The following is a 19147-nucleotide window of genomic DNA, read 5'->3' as shown; positions in this document are numbered from 1 at the left end:
ATAGTAATTTTAACCTAAACAAAATGGTTTTTCATTTTTACTAAACAAATCGTTTATGTTTATTCAAAGTTTCTCTTTGAAAGGGGAAAAATTGAAATGCTGCCATCGGCTTCTAACTTTGCACTTAAATTAGCTGGCATACGTAACTCAAATGAGTATTGATTTTGCCCAGTAGGAGATTTTAGAATAAGAGATTCTTTTATTTTTCATTCTTTACAAGATAGCTTGCATCTACCTGCGGAAGGATGTCTGGATAGCTGATTTCATTTTCGTTTATAACTGCCTTTACATTTTTTGCACCGACAAGTAATAGATGGAGATTGTAGCCCTCTTTTTGGACTGAGAATAAATTGCTTGAGTCTGATACATCGGAAAATAGTGTTTTAAATGCATTTCCTGTATTCTCAAAGCGATTACGCAACTTAGTGCTTTTTTTGAGTGTATTATTTATCCTTTTCCACTTTTTATCAGTAGGATCTTCATAAAACTGAGCCTGTTGATAGATTTCTTCTGTAAAACTCCCATCCGGATTGGCAAATCGTGTGGAGTACCTTGTTCTTTTGCCAGTTAACTCTTTTCTCGTTTTTGGTTTCTTATCAGGAAGTTCTCCTATGTCTGGTTGAATATCATAGGTATTAATCCTTCTTTGTGATGTACCAAGTAACATTTTTCACCCTCCATTCTATACAATTTACTCCAATTATTATTCAATGTTGGTAAAATATATGCCCAAATGAAGGAGGTTACCAGATAGACTCTTTTGGAAAGCTTAGTAAAATAAAAAGTTTTAAAGATAAATTGCCAAATTCGCGATTATAAAGCTAACGTAATGACGATAAAATGAAAGAGAATAAAGGAAATTCAACCTTTTTGTCGTAGTAATGTACTAAGAACAAGAACTATATTAAAAGGAGTGACCCATTAATGAAAGTTTCATTTCATGGACATGCGGTTGTTTTAATTGAGACAGCAGGAAAGAAGATTATTATTGACCCATTCATTACTGGAAATGGTTTATGCGATTTAAATGCAGATGAATTACAGGTAGATGCGGTTCTTTTGACACACGGCCACTCAGATCATGTAGGCGATACAGTCGAATTAGCCAAAAGAAATAATGCATTAGTAGTTGCGCCGAATGAATTGGCGGTTTATTTAGGATGGCAAGGTTTGAATGTCCATCCAATGCATATCGGTGGCTCTCATCAATTTGATTTTGGGAAAGTTAAATTCACCCAAGCCTTCCACGGTTCATCTATAGCTATTGAAGAGAAGAAGGAATTTATTTATACAGGAATGCCTTCTGGAATTTTATTTTCAAATGAAGGAAAAACAATTTATCATGCCGGTGATACAGCTCTTTTTTCAGATATGAAGCTCATCGGTGAACTAAATCATATTGATGTCGCATTCTTGCCGATTGGAGACAATTTTACAATGGGACCAGAGGATGCACTGCTTGCTGCAAAATGGGTTAATGCAAAAACGGTTGTTCCAATTCATTTTAATACATTCCCAGTTATCAAGCAGGATGGTGCAGTGTTTGTTGCAAAGCTTGAAAACGGAAAATTGTTGAATCCCGGAGAGTCTATTGAATTATAAAGATGAAGGATGTGACAATAATAGTATTTATCGCAATGATGCATTGAAGTCAACACTTTCAATAAGTATAATAAAAGGATGAACACAGATTTTGCATAAGGTTGCAAAGTTTCACTAAAGGTATGGTGAGAGAGTTGGCTACTAAGCATGAACAAATACTACAACATATTGAATCTTTAACGGTAGGGAATAAAATATCCGTTCGTCAGGTTGCGAAGGATTTAAGTGTAAGTGAAGGGACAGCCTACAGAGCAATAAAGGATGCAGAAAACAAAGGATTAGTTAGTACGATTGAACGGGTTGGCACGATTCGGATTGAAAAGAAGAAAAAAGAAAATATTGAAAAGCTTACTTATGCTGAAATTGTTAATATTGTTGATGGACAAGTGTTGGGTGGAAGAGAAGGCCTTCACAAAACGTTAAACCAATTTGTTATTGGAGCGATGAAATTAGAGGCTATGCTCCGTTATGTAGGGGCAGGCGACCTTCTAATTGTAGGTAACCGTGATAAAGCCCATGAAGAAGCCATTAAAGCTGGATCGGCCGTTCTTATCACAGGTGGTTTTGATGCAGATGACAATGTTAAACAATTAGCGGATGAGAAAAAGCTGCCGATCATTTCAACGAGCTATGATACATTTACCGTTGCTACGATGATTAACCGGGCCATTTATGACCAGTTAATTAAAAAAGAAATCGTTGTTGTCGATGATATTTTAACTTCAGTTGACCGCACATTCTTCATGAAAACAACGGATGAGGTTGATAAGTGGTTTGAATTAAACGATGAAACGAAGCATAGTAGATTTCCGGTTGTTGACGATAATATGAAAGTACAAGGGATGGTCACCTCGAAGGACGTAATGGGGGTTGATCGAAAAACAATGATTGAAAAAGTCATGACCAAAAATCCAATCACCGTAAATGCACGTACTTCTGTTGCCAACTCCGCCCATCTTATGGTTTGGGAAGGAATTGAACTATTGCCGGTTATTGATGATCATCATCGTTTGCTTGGAATTGTCAGCCGTCAGGATGTTTTAAAAGCTCTACAGGTTATTCAAAGACAGCCACAAGTCGGAGATACAATCGATGATATCGTTACAAGCCAATTCGTGGAAGATAGCGATGCGGGCCAGAATGTTTTCCAATGTAAAGTAACTCCGCAAATGACAAACCACCTTGGTACGATTTCCTATGGTGTCTTTACAACAATTGTCACGGAAGCGGGAAGCCGTGCTCTAAGGAACTATAAAAAAGGTGATCTTGTCATTGAAAACTTGACAATATACTTTATGAAGCCGGTTCAAATTGATACAACCTTAGAAGTGCATCCTAATGTTTTGGAAGTCGGCCGGAAATTTGGTAAGGTTGATGTAGATGTCTACAATGAAGGAAAAAATGTAGGAAAAGCGTTATTAATGGCGCAATTAATTGACCGATAAGATAGAAAAGCGGAAGCGCCCGTTAAGTGAACGCAAAAAAGGCTGACAATGAGTCAGCCTTTGCTTTTTAGCCTTTATACTGCTGCCTAGCTTCTTCAGCAGCTTTTGGCTGATAAAATTTATAAGTTCTAAAGCCTTGTATTGCATATACAAAACCAACGATTGCAAAAACGCTGCCGACAATGATAGCTACTTTGTCCTGCCAAACAATGAGTTGGTCGATACCGAAGAAAAACATAAAGGAGCCAAGAGCAATTGTTGCTTTGCTTGAAATCCATTGTCTATGATATGGCTGTTTAACTCTGAAATATCGAACTCTAAAAAACACATAGGCAATTAAACAAAGAACTGAAAGTACACCAAAAATAGGCATATGTAAATATCCTCCAAATTTTAATTCTCTTTTATCCAAGATTATTGTAACATTAAATAGAGTCTAAAGGACCCATCTGATTCATTATTATAGATGTTAAATTTTTGTTTGTAAAAGGAGAAAAGCATGAAAGCTGAAATAGTAGAGTTAATAAAAAGTTATGAGAGAATCATTGTTCATCGTCATGTACGTCCCGATCCGGATGCGATCGGTTCTCAGGGGGGGTTGGCTGAAATGATTAAAGCCTCCTTTCCGGAAAAAGAAGTATATGTCGTGGGCGAAACCTATGATTCTTTACTTTTTTTGAATGAAATGGACAGCATTCCAGATGACTATTATAAGGGCGCATTGGTTATCGTTTGTGATACGGCAAATCAAGAAAGAATCAGTGATAACCGCTATAAACTTGGGGAAAAGCTTGTGAAAATTGATCACCATCCAAACCATGATCCATACGGTGATCTGTTATGGGTTGATACAACTTCTAGTTCTACGAGTGAATTAATGTATGAATTGTTTTTGTTTGGAAAAGATAAAGGTTTAAAACTTAATGAAAAGGCTGCTAGATTACTGTTTGCTGGCATTGTCGGAGATACGGGCAGATTCCTTTTTCCAAGTACGAATATAAAAACGTTCAGATATGCGGCAGACCTATTAGAATATAAGTTTGATCCTACTTCTCTATATGATCAGCTGTACAATACTACAGCCGAAGTCGTACACCTTCAGGGTTATATTCTTCAAAACTTTAAACACGATCCATCAGGAGTAGCCTATATTTCAATAACGAAAGAAATGCTGGAAAAATTTAATGTTACACCAACTGATGCTTCACAGTTGGTAAGCTTGCTTGGCAATATTGAAAATGTACTGGCATGGGTCTTTTTTGTGGAGGAGAAAAATGAAATTCGTGTCCGTTTACGTTCACGAGGACCGATTATTAATACAATCGCCGGGAAATATAATGGCGGCGGCCACCCGTTGGCATCTGGGGCAACGATTTATAATTGGGATGAAACAGAGGCTATTATTAAAGACTTGGAGGATGCTTGTCTGCAATATAAAAAACAATAATGGAAGCGAAGGATCTTCCTTTGCTTCCTTTAATTCAATAATTCAACTTTCAAGTAAAGATCCAGTCTTGTAAATAAGTGAAGCTGTTCTACTTTCATTTGATATTTTTGTCCTTCAATTGTGATGACTTTGTTTTCAATTGTTTTGATGATTAATTGGTTGTTTTTGGATACCGTTTCTACATCCAATTTTATTAAGGAATTGATATCCTTCTTGATCGCTTCTCTTAAATTGAATTTTGTAAACTCATTTAACATTAATTTTTTTTCATTAGTAAAATGAATCTTGATCTCTTCAATGATCAATTTCTTTTTCGTCTCTTCATTAAATTTTTCATAATCCTTTTGCCAAATGGCTTTCTCATTTTCCAAATCCCGAATTTTTAGTTTCTGCTCCATTAATAAATTAATCTGTTTATCGTGCACATGGCCATACATATAAAGGAACACGAGCCAGCCTAAAATGCTTCCCACTGCAACACCCGCTAAGAAGCGTTGCCAAGACCTGAGTTGGTAGAGAGGCGGGATTCTCATGGGGCAACATTTTCCTGTATGAGCCAGCTGATTATTTTTGCGGCTGTTTGTGTTCCTCCCATTGCGGCTACAATTAATAATACTTGTTTAAAAATATCAATCGGGACACCGTCAAATATCCCACGCTGGAAATTTGTTATCGCATCAAATGTCCCGCCGATGGCCGCAACAATGGCCCAGATTTTCAGGCTTTTAGCGATTCTGCCAATCATGGTCATAGGCGGCTCACCAATTAGAAAGGCAGCAAGACCGCCAATTAAAGAGCCTCCTAACAATACGCCTAGAGCTATAAAATAACAATTGATCATCGTTGCCATAAAACGCTCTTCTTCCATATTGCCAACTCCCCGTAAGAACTAAACCTAATAGTATATACATATGGACAAAAGCGGACTAGTATGTTTGTTTTATATTAGAGAGATTCATAAAAGGTGTGAGGAAATTGAAATTCGTACATCTTCATGTACACAGTTCCTATAGTTTGCTAAATAGTACGTTACATATAGAGGATCTAGTGAAGGCTGCTGCTATGCAAGGACATACAGCGTTGGCCATTACTGATGACAATGTGATGTATGGGGCTGTGGCTTTTTACAAAGCCTGCAAGAGACACAATATAAAACCGATTATAGGTTTATCGTTATTAGTTGAATCGGAGGCAGATGCGGAAGGCAAAAGAGCCAGCTATCCGCTGATTCTTTTGGCGCAAACGAATATGGGCTATCGCCATTTGCTTAAGCTTTCAACGCTTGTGCAAACAGAGTATAAAAATGGGGTTCCATTTGCGGTCTTAAACTCGTATTCCAAGGATCTAGTTGCGATTTCACCTTCTTTAGGAGAAATCAACCAACAACTTCTTCATGAAAACTTTGAGACGGTATTAAAGCTGCTTGAAAAATATACTGCGCTATTTAGACATAATTTTTATATGGCAATTGAGCCTAGTTTCTCAAAGCATGAGCAATTGCTGAATAGTTTAGTCATTCAATTTTGCCGGGAAAAAAGTATTCAATCTGTTATTGCGAACCCTATCCATTATTTACAAAAAGAAGATGCTATTATTCATGAATGTTTGCAATGTATTAAAAATGGAACTAGATTGACGGAAACAGATAAAAGTTTTGAAGGAAAACAATATTTTTTAAAAGATGAAGAAACGATGGTTAAAGAGTTTCAGCATTTGCCTGAGGCCATTCAAAACACAGTGAAAATAGCAAGTCAATGTAACATAACAATCGACCTTGGGAACATGGTATTACCTAAATTTCCATTGCCCCAGGGGATTACTGCGGATCAGTATTTAAAAGGTCTATGTAAAAGAGGATTAGAAAAACGGTATAAGTCCAATCTGCCAAGTGGTGCGTATGAACGGTTGGAGTATGAATTAACAGTGATTCAAAAAATGCATTTTAGTGATTATTTTTTAATAGTATGGGATTTTATGAGCTACGCCCATAAACATAAAATTCTAACCGGGCCTGGCAGGGGTTCTGCTGCCGGTTCATTGGTTGCCTATGTTCTAGGGATTACGAATATTGATCCACTTAAATATAATTTGCTGTTTGAGCGATTTTTAAACCCAGAACGGATTTCTATGCCGGATATTGATATCGATTTCCCGGATCATCGCCGTGATGAGATGATTCAATACGTTTCCAGCAAGTATGGAAAAGAGCATGTTGCCCAGATCGTAACGTTTGGTACTTTAGGGGCTCGGGTATCGATTCGGGATGTTGGCCGTGTTCTCGGAGTACAATCCACTGAGATTGACCGCTTGGCAAAGATCATACCATCGCGTCCGGGAATTTCATTGGAGCAAGCATTAAAGCAATCTATCCCTTTACAAAAAGAACTGCAAGAAAACAATGAAGCCCGTAAAGTGTTTACAATTGCCTTGAAGATAGAGGGACTGCCAAGACATACGTCGACACATGCGGCTGGTGTAGTGATCAGCGACTCCCCGCTTTCAGATTTAGTTCCATTGCAGGAAGGACATGACGGTGTCATGCTGACTCAATATCCGATGGACATTCTTGAAGAGCTGGGTTTATTAAAAATGGATTTTCTAGGGCTTCGAAACCTTTCATTAATCGAGAACATCCAACAATTCATTAAGAAAGAAGTGGGACAACCTGTCAACCTTCACGAAATACCGTTGGATGATGAAAAAACATTCACATTGCTTGGAGAGGGAGACACAACAGGGGTATTCCAGCTGGAATCTGCAGGAATGAGGAAGGTACTACGACGTTTAAAGCCAACAAATTTAGAGGATATTGTTGCTGTTAATGCGTTGTACCGTCCAGGTCCAATGGAAAATATCCCGATCTTTATTGAAAGAAAACATGGTCACAAAAAAATTACATTTCCACATCGGGATTTAAAGGAAATATTAGAACCAACCTATGGTGTTATCGTTTATCAAGAACAAATTATGCAAATTGCGTCGAAAATGGCTGGCTTTACTTTAGGGGAAGCGGATCTGTTAAGAAGGGCAGTCAGCAAAAAGAAACGGGAAATTTTGGAGAAAGAAAGAGGACATTTCGTTAATGGTTGTCTTCAAAAAGGATACGATGAAGAAACAGCCGAACAAGTGTATGATTTAATCGTGCGTTTCGCAAACTATGGTTTTAACAGAAGCCATGCCGTCGCCTATAGTGTGATTGCGTATTGGCTTGCCTATTTAAAGGCGAATTTCCCGCTGTATTTTACGGCTGCATTGCTTTCAAGTGTTGCCCAAAATGAAGATAAAATTGCCCAATATATCGGAGAGGCAAAACAAAAACAAATGATCATTCTTCCGCCTTCAATCAATCGAAGCAGTTATAATTTCCAGGTCGAAGATGGAAAAATTAGATTTAGTTTGGTACCGATCAAAAATGTGGGATTCACGGCATTAAAGGAAATTCTTTATCATCGTGAGAAAAAAGGATTTTATAAAGACCTGTTTGATTTTTGTGCAAGGGTATCATTAAGAATCATCAATCGCAGGGTAGTAGAATCATTGATCCTTTCAGGAAGCTTTGATGAATTCGGAAAAGACCGGGCCGTATTACTAGCGAGTCTTGATGCAGCTATTGACTATGCCGAATTGGTGAATGAGGATGACAGCGGCTTTTTCTTGTCAGATGACATCGTGCCGAAGCCGCAATATGTAAATATTGAACCGCTTTCGACTCAAGACAAATTACAGATGGAAAAAGAAGTTCTTGGGTTTTATTTGTCAAACCATCCAATTGAACCGTATAATGACCTCCTAAAGAAAACGAAGGCCATCAAGGTTGCTAATTTACAAACGGAAGTAGGCGCCCCAGTCCATATGGGAGCACTAATCGTAGATCAAAGGACCATAAAAACAAAAAAAGGAGATCAAATGGCGTTCCTGACATTAAGTGACGATACTGGTGAACTTGATGCTGTTGTATTCCCGTTAACATTCAAAAAACTGAATAATTTACTGAAAAAAGGTGAAATTTTGTTTATTCAGGGGAAAATAGAGGAAAGAGAGGGGAAATTGCAATTAATTATCGATGAAGCCACGTCGATAAAAGATTTAAAAGCAAATGCTTTTGACAAATTATACTTAAAAGTCGACAAATCACAACAGGAATCAGGGAAATTGCATCAAATTAAAAATATCTTAAAACAATATCCCGGAACAACGGAAGTATATATTCATTATGCTGATGAACAGAAGACTGTTTTGCTTCCGAAAGAATGGTCTGCAAAATTATCTAAAGAATGCTTGAAAAAGCTAAAATTGGTACTAGGTGCGAAAAATGTTGTAATAAGAAAGTAATTGTTGGAATAAAAATAGGGACATAAAAATGAAGTATCTTTACAGGATATTCACTTTTGATATAATAAAGGAGTTTAGTATTAATTTATAAGACTAGGTCTTAACTTTTTTACAAGCAGAGTTTGTCAATTTCAAAAGGAGTGAATGGGAATGTCCGTTACACGGGAGGAAGCACTACATATTCATCAAGTCAATCAAGGGAAGTTAGAAATAAAATCAAAGGTTCAAGTTAAGAATGCACATGATTTAAGTTTAGCTTATTCACCAGGTGTCGCTGAGCCGTGTAAAGATATCTATGAAGATAAAAGTAAAGTTTATGAATATACAATGAAGGGTAATATGGTAGCAGTCGTATCCGATGGTACTGCCGTATTAGGTTTAGGTAATATTGGTCCTGAAGCAGCTATGCCGGTTATGGAAGGAAAGGCAGTATTGTTTAAAAGCTTTGCTGGGGTGGATGCATTTCCAATTTGCCTAAATACAACTGATGTTGAAAAAATTGTAGAGACAGTTAAACTGTTAGAGCCAACATTTGGCGGTGTAAACCTAGAAGATATTTCTGCACCACATTGCTTTATTATCGAGGAAAGACTTAAAAAAGAAGCTAACATTCCGGTCTTCCATGATGATCAACATGGAACAGCAATCGTCACGGTTGCAGGACTTGTAAATGCTTTGAAATTAGTTGGAAAATCTATTTCTGATATTAAAGTTGTGATGAATGGTGCAGGGGCAGCAGGCATTGCCATTGTTAAACTTCTCTATCATTTTGGTGTTAGAAATGCTATTATGTGTGATACAAAAGGTGCCATTTTTGAAGGCCGTACATATGGCATGAATGAGATCAAGGAGCAAGTTGCTAAAATGACTAACCTTGAAAAAGTGGAAGGCACTTTAGCGGATGTTATTAAAGGTGCAGATGTATTTATTGGAGTATCTGTGGAAGGTGCTTTGACACCAGATATGGTAAAATCAATGAATAAGGATTCAATTATTTTTGCAATGGCAAATCCAAATCCTGAAATCATGCCATCAGTAGCGAGAGAATGTGGGGCTAAGGTTGTCGGAACAGGACGCTCTGACTTCCCTAACCAGGTCAATAACGTATTAGCATTCCCTGGTATTTTTAGAGGAGCTTTAGATACCCATGCTACTAACATTAATGAGGAAATGAAAGTTGCAGCTGTTAATGCAATTGCAGGGTTAGTATCAGATGAAGAACTATCTTCTGATTACGTAATTCCAGCTCCTTTTGATACAAGAGTCGCTCCAGAAGTGGCTGCTGCTGTTGCAAAAGCTGCAATTGAAACAGGTGTAGCAAGGAAAATTGTTGATCCAGAGGAAATAAAAGAAAAAACAAGAAGGCTGGCTGTAATAGAAGATAACTAACTTTATCATTGTTAATCACTGCTTCTTTAATGTTGCAAGTCGAAGAGCATTTGATTATTGTATGTATTTTGTAGGTGGCGGCTGGGTTAGGAGGTTTTTTGGTTGCTTAAGGATTTATTTGGGAAAAAGAAAAAGAGATATGCCTCACTACCTTCGGAACAGGCTAAACAGGATGTACCAGAAGGCTTAATGACGAAATGTCCAGATTGTAAGAAAATAATGTACTCAAAAGAGTTAAAGAAAAATTTGATGGTTTGCCCAGGATGTGGTCACCATTTTCAAATGGATTCACGTGACCGTATTGAAAGCCTAATTGATGATGGGACTTTCATCGAATTTGATCATGAAATGATATCGGAAAATCCTTTGGATTTTCCCGATTATCTTGAAAAGCTTGAAAAGGACCGCGAGAAAACGGGGTTAAATGAAGCGATCGTTACCGGTGAAGGTAAAATAAATGGCTTTGATACGGTTATTGCAGTCATGGATTCAGGATTCCGGATGGGTAGTATGGGTTCTGTTGTCGGTGAAAAAATTACACGTGCGATTGAAAGGGCAATCGAACGTAACATTCCGTTCATTATCTTCACCGCATCTGGTGGTGCCAGAATGCAGGAAGGTGTTCTTAGCTTAATGCAAATGGCTAAAACAAGTGCAGCACTAAAAGCATTAAGCAATAGGGGCGGATTAATTATCTCCGTGATGACAAACCCGACTACTGGAGGAGTATCAGCTAGTTTTGCGTCATTAGGAGACTATAATTTTGCAGAACCTGGTGCATTAATTGGTTTTGCCGGCAGAAGGATTATTGAGCAAACAATCCGTGAGGAATTACCAGAAGACTTCCAAACAGCTGAGTTTCTATTGAAGCACGGCCAATTAGATAAAATTGTAAAAAGAAATGAATTAAAAGAAACATTAACTACTGTTCTCGATATTCATACTATCGGTCAAAAAAATTAGGAGGAGGTGTTCTTTCATTGGCAGGAGAAATGGAATTTGAACGTCCGGTTATAGAACTGCGAAAAAAAATAGCAGAGTTAAAAAAGTTTACTGAAGAAAAGGAAATTGACCTTTCTGATGAAATAGTAAAATTAGAAACAAGATTAGAAAAGCTAGAAAATGATGTCTATGGCAATCTAAAGCCTTGGGATCGTGTGCAAATTGCTCGCCATCCGAATAGACCTTCATCTCTTGACTATATTGGACACCTTTTTTCTGATTTTATAGAATTGCACGGGGACCGATATTATGGAGATGACGAGGCAATTGTAGGCGGTATTGCGAAGTATCATGGTATTCCTGTTACGGTGATTGGTCATCAACGTGGAAAAGACACGAAGGAAAATATCCGCCGTAATTTTGGTATGCCCCACCCGGAAGGCTACCGTAAAGCTCTTCGTTTAATGAAGCAGGCTGAGAAATTTAATAGACCTATCATTACGTTCATTGACACGAAAGGTGCTTACCCAGGGAAAGCAGCGGAGGAAAGAGGTCAAAGTGAGGCTATTGCTAAAAATTTATTCGAAATGGCCGGACTAACTGTACCGGTGATTAGCATTGTCATTGGTGAAGGCGGTAGTGGCGGTGCACTTGGAATTGGCGTTGGAAACCATATCCATATGCTCGAAAATTCGACGTACTCCGTTATTTCACCAGAAGGTGCAGCCTCGATTCTTTGGAGAAATGCTAGTCAAGCGAAAAGAGCTGCCGAATCAATGCGAATTACAGCTCCGGATTTAAAAGAGCTTGGAGTCATTGATGAAATTATTCCGGAGATTAAGGGTGGAGCTCATCGCGATGTTGTGATGCAGGCAAAAGAAATTGATAAGGTAATAGAGAAATCGCTGAATGAACTTAACAACCTTGATGAAGAAGCGCTTGTTCAGAATAGGTACCTAAAATATAAAAATATTGGTAAAATCTCTTTTAGTGATGAATATATCGGGGTAAATTAAATTTTTGAATAAAGTTAACGTGCTTTCAATGTTCTGGAAGCACGTTTTCCTATATAATCAAATAAGGTTAACTTTATTCAGCTGAAATTTCACACTTCCATAAGTGGGGTTCAAACCTCTACTGAATCAAAATTATAGCCTCCGGTGGATGCCTCAGATTTTCAGAGGTAGTTTTTCGTGCTAAGATCAAAGACTAAGAACGCCACGTCCTGTGGCAACGTCTTTGTGACCCACATCATGTGGACCTAAAAAATCTGGGCGCAAATACGCCAAGGCGTATTTAATAATTTGTTTACACTTGAATTAAAATTACATCAAAAATGGAATGATAAGAAAGAATAAGAGGTGACCTATATGAAAAAAATTGGAGTTCTAACGAGCGGCGGCGATTCACCGGGTATGAATGCCGCCATTCGCGCGGTTGTTAGAAAAGCTATTTATCATGGTCTGGAAGTCTACGGGATTAATTACGGCTATACCGGTCTAATAACAGGAGACATGAGGAAATTAGAACTTGGGTCTGTTGGTGATATTATTCATCGCGGGGGCACAATGCTTTATACAGCACGCTGTGACGAATTTAAAACGGAAGAAGGCAGACAAAAGGCAATTGACGAATTAAACCGATATGGGATTGAAGGGCTTATTGTTATCGGTGGAGACGGGTCTTTTCGCGGGGCAGCCAAGCTAACTGAAAAAGGTTTTCCGTGTATAGGCATACCTGGTACGATTGATAACGATATACCTGGAACAGATTTTACAATCGGGTTTAATACGGCACTAAATACTGTTATAGATGCCATTGACAAAATTCGTGATACAGCCACTTCCCATGAAAGAACTTATGTTATTGAAACAATGGGAAGAAATGCGGGGGATATTGCTTTATGGGCAGGCCTTGCGGGTGGAGCTGAGTCCATTATTATCCCTGAAGTTGATTATAATATGGACGAAATTGTAGCGCGGATTTTACGTGGTCATGAACGTGGAAAAAAGCATAGTATAATCATTGTTGCCGAAGGTGTTGGCAGTGGAATAGACTTTAGTAAGAAGATTCAAGAGGCCACAAAATTAGAAACAAGGGCTACAGTGTTAGGCTATATTCAACGGGGCGGAAAACCTACTGCGATTGACCGGATGTTGGCTAGTCGTTTTGGGGCAAGAGCCGTTGAACTGCTTCTTGAAGGGAAAGCGGGCAGAATGGTTGGAATTGAACATAACCAAATCATTGATCACGACATCTTAGAAATTCTGTCTAAAGTACATAAAATTGACGAAGACATGTACAAACTTTCACAGGAGTTATCAATTTAACTTTATCCAGTAGAACTGAATAAAGTTAAATTTATGCCTCAGATTTTCAGCGGTAGTTTTTCGAGCATAAGATCAAAGACTAAAAACGCCACATCCTGTGGCAACGTCTTTGTGACCCACTTCCTGTGGGCCTAAAAATCTGGGCACAAATACGCCAAGGCGCATTTGATCTATATAGGAGGCTTTAAAAATAAATGAGAAAAACAAAAATAGTATGTACTATAGGTCCTGCTAGTGAATCAGTAGAAACATTAATGGATTTAATGGAAGCTGGAATGAATGTTGCACGGTTAAATTTTTCACATGGAAACTATGAAGAGCATGGGGAACGAATTCGTAGTATAAGAGAAGCGGCAAGTACATTAGGAAAAACCGTAGCGATTCTTTTGGATACGAAAGGTCCGGAAATCCGTACACATAATATGGAAAACGGTGAGATCCATCTTCAAGCGGGAAATGAAATAGTGATCTCGATGACAGAAGTTACAGGAACTGCAGAAAAATTTTCAATAACATATCCAGGTTTAATTCATGATGTTGATAAAGGCTCGAAAATTTTACTTGATGATGGGTTAATTGAATTAGAAGTGTTGGATAAACAGAATGATGAAATCCGGACCAAAATAATAAACAGCGGTGTTTTAAAAAATAAAAAGGGTGTTAATGTCCCAAATGTAGTTATAAATCTCCCAGCTATGACTGAAAAAGATGCTCAGGATATTTTGTTTGGGATCGAACAAAAGGTTGATTTTATCGCTGCTTCATTTGTAAGAAAGGCACAAGATGTTCTTGCAATCCGAGAACTTTTGGAAAAAAACAACGGGGCCTCAATCAGAATCATACCAAAAATTGAAAACCAACAAGGCGTCGATAACATTGATGAAATCCTCGAAGTTTCCGATGGATTAATGGTCGCCCGTGGAGATTTAGGTGTTGAAATTCCAGCGGAAGAAGTGCCGCTTGTACAAAAAATGCTAATAAAAAAATGCAATACAGCCGGAAAACCGGTTATTACCGCAACACAAATGCTTGATTCGATGCAAAGAAATCCAAGACCGACAAGGGCCGAAGCAAGTGATGTTGCGAATGCCATTTTTGATGGAACAGATGCGATTATGCTATCTGGTGAAACGGCTGCAGGTTCCTACCCTAAAGAGGCTGTTCAGACGATGGACCGCATTGCTTCGAAAGCGGAAACTGCTTTATCTTATCAGGAATTGCTAACCGTTAGAAGAAAAGAAAGTGAAGTAACAATAACAGATGCTATTAGCCAATCTGTGGCCCATACTGCCTTAAACTTAAATGTAACAGCGATCATTACACCAACAGAAAGTGGATCGACTGCTCAAAGTATTTCTAAATATCGTCCCAAAGCACCGATTATTGCTGTTACACCAAATGATGCAATTTCAAGAAAACTTGCTCTTGTATGGGGGGTTTTCACTAAAGTTGGTAAGCCCGCGGAAACAACAGATGAAATGCTTGATACAGCTGTTCAAGAAGCTTTGGAAACAGGGCTCGTCTCACACGGCGACCTAGTCGTATTAACCGCAGGAGTACCAGTTGGAACACCAGGCACTACCAATTTAATGAAGGTCCATATTATTGGCGATGTCATCGCTAAAGGACAAGGTATCGGTCGTAAAACAGCAACAGGTGAAGTGATCATCATAAACAATGCCAAAGAGGCTGAAAGTAGGATGAAGGATGGAGCCATTGTTGTAACAATAGGGACTGACCGTGACATGATGCCGTTTTTAGAAAACGCAGCGGCCATAATTACCGAAGAAGGCGGATTAACAAGTCATGCTGCTGTAATCGGACTTAGCCTCGGCATACCGGTCATTGTTGGCATACTAAATGCGACAACATTATTTAAGGATGGGCAGGAAATTACAGTCGATGCTGCCCGCGGCGACGTCTACAATGGACTAGCCAGCGTCATATAACTGTACAGTTAATAATATTTCTGTGTAATATATAGAGAGAGGGGACAATCCTTCTCTCTTTTTGTTTGGATTTATACTTTATAAAATTAAGCTCAAAGGAGTTAGACAATTTTGCGTCTATTAATATTATTATTAATTTTAGTTCCGGCACTTGAAATTAGCGTGTTAGTTCTTTCGGGCAATACAATCGGCTTCCTTCCGACCATTGTTCTCATGGTAGCCACTGGCTTTATTGGCGCTTGGCTCGCTAAAACCCAAGGGTTAAAAGCGTTCCGTGATGCCCAAACCCAAATGTCCTACGGACAATTACCAGGAGAATCGATCCTGGACGGTATTTGCATTCTTATTGGAGGTTTATTACTATTAACTCCAGGTTTTATATCAGATCTTTTTGGGATTGTTTTATTATTGCCGGCAACACGTGTATTTTTTAAAAACAGCATAAAAAAATGGCTGGAGAAGAAGCTGCGAAACGGCCAATTTTATATTATTAGAAGGTAAATCGAAAAGCGTAGAAAGCAACTGCTTTCTACGCTTCTTTTTTGCCTATAATAAAGGTCCAAATATCCCTGAAAACATTAGAATGATTTAACGTATTAAAAAGTACTAAAGTTACAGGTCCAATAATTAAACCAAGGAAACCAAATAGTTTAAATCCTACAAATAACGCAATTAATGTTGCTAATGGGTCAAGTCCGATACTTGAAGACAAAACCCTTGGCTCCATTACTTGTCTAACAATCAGGACAATTAAATAAAGAATCCCTAGCTTAATTGCGAGGCCTAGATCATTTGTAAACACTAAGTAGGCAATCCATGGAACAAAGATGGCACCTGTTCCTAAATACGGCATTACATCCACAATACCAATGATTAAAGCAATTGTAATAGCATATTGAACTTTAAAGAAAAGAAGGCCTGCTAAAACAATGATTGCAGTAATCGAGATTAAAGTGGCTTGCGCTTTAATAAAACCTACTAAAGCCTTCTTTAAATCATCATATACCGTTCTTCCACTTGTTTGAAATTTCTTCGGTAAAAATTTGCTGCAATAGGCTTTAAGACGATACCAGTCTTTGCTAATAAAAAATGTGGCCAGCAATGAAAAGATCAAGACTGTTGCAACATTCGGCAATACACCAAGGAAAGCTGGAATTGCCCGAAGAAATGCCTCAATCCACGCACTGACTTTGGAGGCAATCGCAGATCCGACATCTTGTATATTTTGGATAATGGAATCCTGTTGGCCTGCATCTAAATCATTGAAAAAGATTAAAATTTGGTTGTAAAATGGAATAATTTGATTAGCAATATAATCTTCAACATAGGTTACTAAGTTTTCAAATTGTGTCGGGACTACCCGTGCAAGATAATTTGACCCAGATATAATCTCCGCAATGAGCAATGTTAATAAGCCGGCAACTACCCCAATAATTAAAAGCAACACGATGAGAACAGCTAAAGTTCTAGGCATTTTCGTTTTATATTCTAAAAAGTTGACTAAAGGGTTCATCATAAAAGCTAGAATAAAAGCTATGATAAACGGATATGTTACAGATGAAATAAAATATATAATGATGGGTGTAACGATGATAATGACCAGAACCAATAAGAACCTCAGAGTTGCATAAATATACTGTAAATTCAATGATACCGCCCTTCCATTTGTTATTTTAGTAATATTTTACAATGTATAAGGTTTGAAAGAAAGAAAAAAAGTAAATCATACTGAAATGAAAATGTGGCGAATTTTTGTCCAATATGATACGATAAATTTGGAAGTGAACCAAAGGGAAGGATGACTTCATGATTTCACAACCAATGTTATTTTTAATGTTATTACTAATTATAGGTATTATTGCTAAAAATCAATCATTAGTAATAGCGATTTCAGTACTTATTGGAATAAAAGTGATTGGACTTGACGGGAAAGTTTTCCCGTACCTGCAAGCAAAAGGAATTAATCTAGGGGTAATTGTGATCACAATTGCTGTATTAGTTCCAATCGCTACTGGCGATATAGGTTTTAAACAGCTTATGGAAGCTTTTAAATCAACTTATGCGTGGATTGCACTATGTTCAGGTATATTTGTTGCAATCATTGCAAAATACGGTCTTGATTTACTAAAGGATGACCCTCATATTACGGCTGCCCTCGTTATTGGTACCATATTAGCAGTTGTATTATTTAAGGGTATAGCTGTAGGACCATTAATAGCGGCCGGGATTGCATATTTACTCATGAAATTGTTTGCAGTTATAGGCATTTAATATTTTTAAACAATTTCTTATGCACTTTTGATTCACAAAAGTCTGATTATTGTTTATAATAACCTTATGTCTATCCTTCCGACATTTTTTGCAAAAAAGGAAATGAAAGCATTTTCTTTTTACTATTTCTTTTTACTAGATAGAATCTAGTGGGTTGGGGTATTTATTAGTATACTTTATTAGTAAAGGAGAGGGGATAAGTATGACAGTAACTCGTGGTCTTGAAGGGGTAGTAGCCACGCAATCCAAAGTAAGCTCAATTATTGATGATGAATTAACGTATGTGGGGTACGGCATTGATGATTTAGCTGAAAATGCAAGCTTTGAAGAGGTAGTTTATCTTTTATGGCATTATAAACTTCCAACTAAGGAGGAATTAGCTGAATTAAAGCAACAGCTAGCCGAGAACGCAAGTATTCCTCAAGCAATTATTGAACATTTTAAATCATATCCTATCGATAAAGTTCATCCAATGGCTGCTTTACGTACTGCAGTATCAATGCTTGGATTATTCGATGATGAAGCGGATGTAATGGATAAAGAAGCGAACTATCGCAAGGCGGTTCGTCTTCAAGCAAAACTTCCTACATTGGTTGCAGCATTCTCTAGAATTCGTAAGGGACAAGAACCTGTTTCACCACGCGCGGATTTAAGTATCGCAGCAAACTTCTTATATATGTTAAGTGGAAAAGAGCCTGAAGCTATTGCTGTTGAAGCAATTGATAAGGCATTAGTATTACATGCAGACCATGAGTTAAACGCTTCTACATTCACTGCACGTGTTTGTGTTGCTACTCTATCTGACGTTTATTCTGGAATTACAGCTGCCATCGGCGCATTAAAAGGTCCATTACATGGTGGTGCAAATGAAGCAGTTATGAAAATGCTTACAGAAATCGGTTCTGTAGAAAATGTTGAAGCATACGCCGAAAATGCGTTTGCAAACAAGCAAAAAATTATGGGCTTTGGCCATCGTGTATATCGTCAAGGCGATCCACGTGCAAAGCATTTGAAGAAAATGTCAAAGCAATTAACAACGATTACCGGCGAGTCAAAATGGTACGAGATGTCTGAAAAGTTAGAAGGAATCGTGACTTCAGCGAAAAATTTACCGCCAAATGTGGATTTTTATTCAGCATCTGTTTACCATAGCTTAGGTATCGATCATGATTTATTTACACCTATTTTTGCGATCAGCCGCGTTTCCGGTTGGTTGGCTCACATCTTAGAGCAATATGATAACAATCGATTAATCCGCCCACGTGCAGATTATATTGGTCCAGACAAACAAAAGTGGACACCGATTGAAAATCGCTAATAAAAACTTTATACTATAAATGACATCGAGGGAGGGGAATATGACTTCCCTCTTCTCAGTGTGAATAAATATTAACTAGGCCGTATAAATAGAGAGGGCCTACTTAAAATGTTTAGGAGGTA

17 protein-coding genes are annotated in these 19147 nt (G+C 37.9%); 12 read left to right on the top strand and 5 right to left on the bottom strand.

The window, feature by feature from the left end; all coding sequences use genetic code 11:
* Nucleotides 1-199 precede the first annotated feature (199 nt).
* The gene (locus P9E47_RS09095) at nucleotides 200-667 is read right to left on the bottom strand and encodes a hypothetical protein (protein WP_326163207.1); all 468 of its coding nucleotides are present in this window, start codon (nucleotides 665-667) and stop codon (nucleotides 200-202) included.
* A 257-nt stretch (nucleotides 668-924) separates the two neighbouring features.
* Between P9E47_RS09095 and P9E47_RS09090 the strand changes: the two genes are divergently transcribed.
* Complete coding sequence (locus tag P9E47_RS09090; protein WP_326163206.1) at nucleotides 925-1602, top strand: metal-dependent hydrolase; 678 nt, start codon at nucleotides 925-927, stop codon at nucleotides 1600-1602.
* Between the two features lie 134 nt (nucleotides 1603-1736).
* Entirely contained in the window at nucleotides 1737-3047 is a 1311-nt protein-coding gene (locus P9E47_RS09085) for a DRTGG domain-containing protein (protein ID WP_035194277.1), read from the top strand.
* A gap of 67 nt (nucleotides 3048-3114) precedes the next feature.
* Here the strand turns inward: P9E47_RS09085 and P9E47_RS09080 are convergent, their stop codons facing one another.
* Nucleotides 3115-3420: a YtpI family protein gene (locus P9E47_RS09080; protein WP_326153816.1), complete on the bottom strand. Its 306-nt coding sequence runs from the start codon at nucleotides 3418-3420 to the stop codon at nucleotides 3115-3117.
* 126 nt (nucleotides 3421-3546) lie between these two features.
* Between P9E47_RS09080 and P9E47_RS09075 the strand changes: the two genes are divergently transcribed.
* Complete coding sequence (locus P9E47_RS09075) at nucleotides 3547-4494, top strand: DHH family phosphoesterase (protein ID WP_035194272.1); 948 nt, start codon at nucleotides 3547-3549, stop codon at nucleotides 4492-4494.
* A 29-nt stretch (nucleotides 4495-4523) separates the two neighbouring features.
* Here the strand turns inward: P9E47_RS09075 and ytrI are convergent, their stop codons facing one another.
* Both ytrI and P9E47_RS09065 read right to left on the bottom strand, forming a co-directional pair.
* Nucleotides 4524-5027, bottom strand: coding sequence for a sporulation membrane protein YtrI (ytrI, locus tag P9E47_RS09070; RefSeq protein WP_326163204.1), 504 nt, complete (start codon nucleotides 5025-5027; stop codon nucleotides 4524-4526).
* A complete protein-coding gene (locus P9E47_RS09065) occupies nucleotides 5024-5362 on the bottom strand; it encodes a YtrH family sporulation protein (RefSeq protein WP_326153819.1) in 339 nt (112 codons plus the stop codon). The genes ytrI and P9E47_RS09065 overlap by 4 nt, the downstream gene beginning before the upstream one ends.
* A gap of 107 nt (nucleotides 5363-5469) precedes the next feature.
* On the opposite strand from P9E47_RS09065, the gene dnaE reads away from it, so the two are divergent.
* The 7 genes from dnaE to P9E47_RS09030 all read left to right on the top strand — a co-directional run bounded on the left by dnaE (nucleotide 5470) and on the right by P9E47_RS09030 (nucleotide 15937).
* The gene (gene dnaE / locus P9E47_RS09060; RefSeq protein ID WP_326153820.1) at nucleotides 5470-8826 is read left to right on the top strand and encodes a DNA polymerase III subunit alpha; all 3357 of its coding nucleotides are present in this window, start codon (nucleotides 5470-5472) and stop codon (nucleotides 8824-8826) included.
* A gap of 150 nt (nucleotides 8827-8976) precedes the next feature.
* Nucleotides 8977-10215: an NAD(P)-dependent malic enzyme gene (locus tag P9E47_RS09055; protein ID WP_035194264.1), complete on the top strand. Its 1239-nt coding sequence runs from the start codon at nucleotides 8977-8979 to the stop codon at nucleotides 10213-10215.
* 102 nt (nucleotides 10216-10317) lie between these two features.
* Complete coding sequence (gene accD / locus P9E47_RS09050) at nucleotides 10318-11178, top strand: acetyl-CoA carboxylase, carboxyltransferase subunit beta (protein WP_326153822.1); 861 nt, start codon at nucleotides 10318-10320, stop codon at nucleotides 11176-11178.
* A gap of 17 nt (nucleotides 11179-11195) precedes the next feature.
* On the top strand, nucleotides 11196-12173 hold the full coding sequence (accA, locus tag P9E47_RS09045) for an acetyl-CoA carboxylase carboxyl transferase subunit alpha (protein WP_326163203.1): 978 nt from the start codon (nucleotides 11196-11198) through the stop codon (nucleotides 12171-12173).
* Nucleotides 12174-12527: 354 nt separating this feature from the next.
* A complete protein-coding gene (pfkA, locus tag P9E47_RS09040) occupies nucleotides 12528-13487 on the top strand; it encodes a 6-phosphofructokinase (RefSeq protein WP_326153823.1) in 960 nt (319 codons plus the stop codon).
* Between the two features lie 194 nt (nucleotides 13488-13681).
* Nucleotides 13682-15436 carry a pyruvate kinase gene (gene pyk, locus P9E47_RS09035; protein ID WP_326163200.1) on the top strand — a complete coding sequence of 585 codons (1755 nt, stop codon included), beginning with the start codon at nucleotides 13682-13684 and terminating at the stop codon, nucleotides 15434-15436.
* 111 nt (nucleotides 15437-15547) lie between these two features.
* Nucleotides 15548-15937 carry an FxsA family protein gene (locus P9E47_RS09030; protein ID WP_326153826.1) on the top strand — a complete coding sequence of 130 codons (390 nt, stop codon included), beginning with the start codon at nucleotides 15548-15550 and terminating at the stop codon, nucleotides 15935-15937.
* Nucleotides 15938-15965: 28 nt separating this feature from the next.
* Here P9E47_RS09030 and ytvI read toward each other — a convergent pair whose 3' ends face one another.
* Nucleotides 15966-17084, bottom strand: coding sequence for a sporulation integral membrane protein YtvI (gene ytvI / locus P9E47_RS09025; protein ID WP_035194251.1), 1119 nt, complete (start codon nucleotides 17082-17084; stop codon nucleotides 15966-15968).
* A gap of 158 nt (nucleotides 17085-17242) precedes the next feature.
* Between ytvI and P9E47_RS09020 the strand changes: the two genes are divergently transcribed.
* Nucleotides 17243-17707 carry a DUF441 domain-containing protein gene (locus P9E47_RS09020; protein WP_035194249.1) on the top strand — a complete coding sequence of 155 codons (465 nt, stop codon included), beginning with the start codon at nucleotides 17243-17245 and terminating at the stop codon, nucleotides 17705-17707.
* Nucleotides 17708-17909: 202 nt separating this feature from the next.
* Entirely contained in the window at nucleotides 17910-19025 is a 1116-nt protein-coding gene (gene citZ, locus P9E47_RS09015) for a citrate synthase (RefSeq protein WP_035194247.1), read from the top strand.
* Nucleotides 19026-19147: the final 122 nt, after the last annotated feature.

Origin of the sequence: Schinkia azotoformans, assembly GCF_035811335.1 — a bacterium.
In the GTDB taxonomy this organism is placed as follows: domain Bacteria; phylum Bacillota; class Bacilli; order Bacillales; family Bacillaceae_J; genus Schinkia; species Schinkia azotoformans.
The sequence above is the reverse complement of the archived record's forward strand: the minus strand, read 5'-3'. Positions and strand labels throughout refer to the sequence as shown.

Excerpts from the sequence above, each read along its gene's own strand:
- P9E47_RS09095 (WP_326163207.1), bottom strand. The coding sequence starts at position 667 with ATGTTACTTGGTACATCACAAAGAAGGATTAATACCTATGATATTCAA.
- P9E47_RS09090 (WP_326163206.1), top strand. The coding sequence starts at position 925 with ATGAAAGTTTCATTTCATGGACATGCGGTTGTTTTAATTGAGACAGCA.
- P9E47_RS09080 (WP_326153816.1), bottom strand. The coding sequence starts at position 3,420 with ATGCCTATTTTTGGTGTACTTTCAGTTCTTTGTTTAATTGCCTATGTG.
- P9E47_RS09075 (WP_035194272.1), top strand. The coding sequence starts at position 3,547 with ATGAAAGCTGAAATAGTAGAGTTAATAAAAAGTTATGAGAGAATCATT.
- ytrI (WP_326163204.1), bottom strand. The coding sequence starts at position 5,027 with ATGAGAATCCCGCCTCTCTACCAACTCAGGTCTTGGCAACGCTTCTTA.
- P9E47_RS09065 (WP_326153819.1), bottom strand. The coding sequence starts at position 5,362 with ATGGAAGAAGAGCGTTTTATGGCAACGATGATCAATTGTTATTTTATA.
- P9E47_RS09055 (WP_035194264.1), top strand. The coding sequence starts at position 8,977 with ATGTCCGTTACACGGGAGGAAGCACTACATATTCATCAAGTCAATCAA.
- pfkA (WP_326153823.1), top strand. The coding sequence starts at position 12,528 with ATGAAAAAAATTGGAGTTCTAACGAGCGGCGGCGATTCACCGGGTATG.
- pyk (WP_326163200.1), top strand. The coding sequence starts at position 13,682 with ATGAGAAAAACAAAAATAGTATGTACTATAGGTCCTGCTAGTGAATCA.
- P9E47_RS09020 (WP_035194249.1), top strand. The coding sequence starts at position 17,243 with ATGATTTCACAACCAATGTTATTTTTAATGTTATTACTAATTATAGGT.
- citZ (WP_035194247.1), top strand. The coding sequence starts at position 17,910 with ATGACAGTAACTCGTGGTCTTGAAGGGGTAGTAGCCACGCAATCCAAA.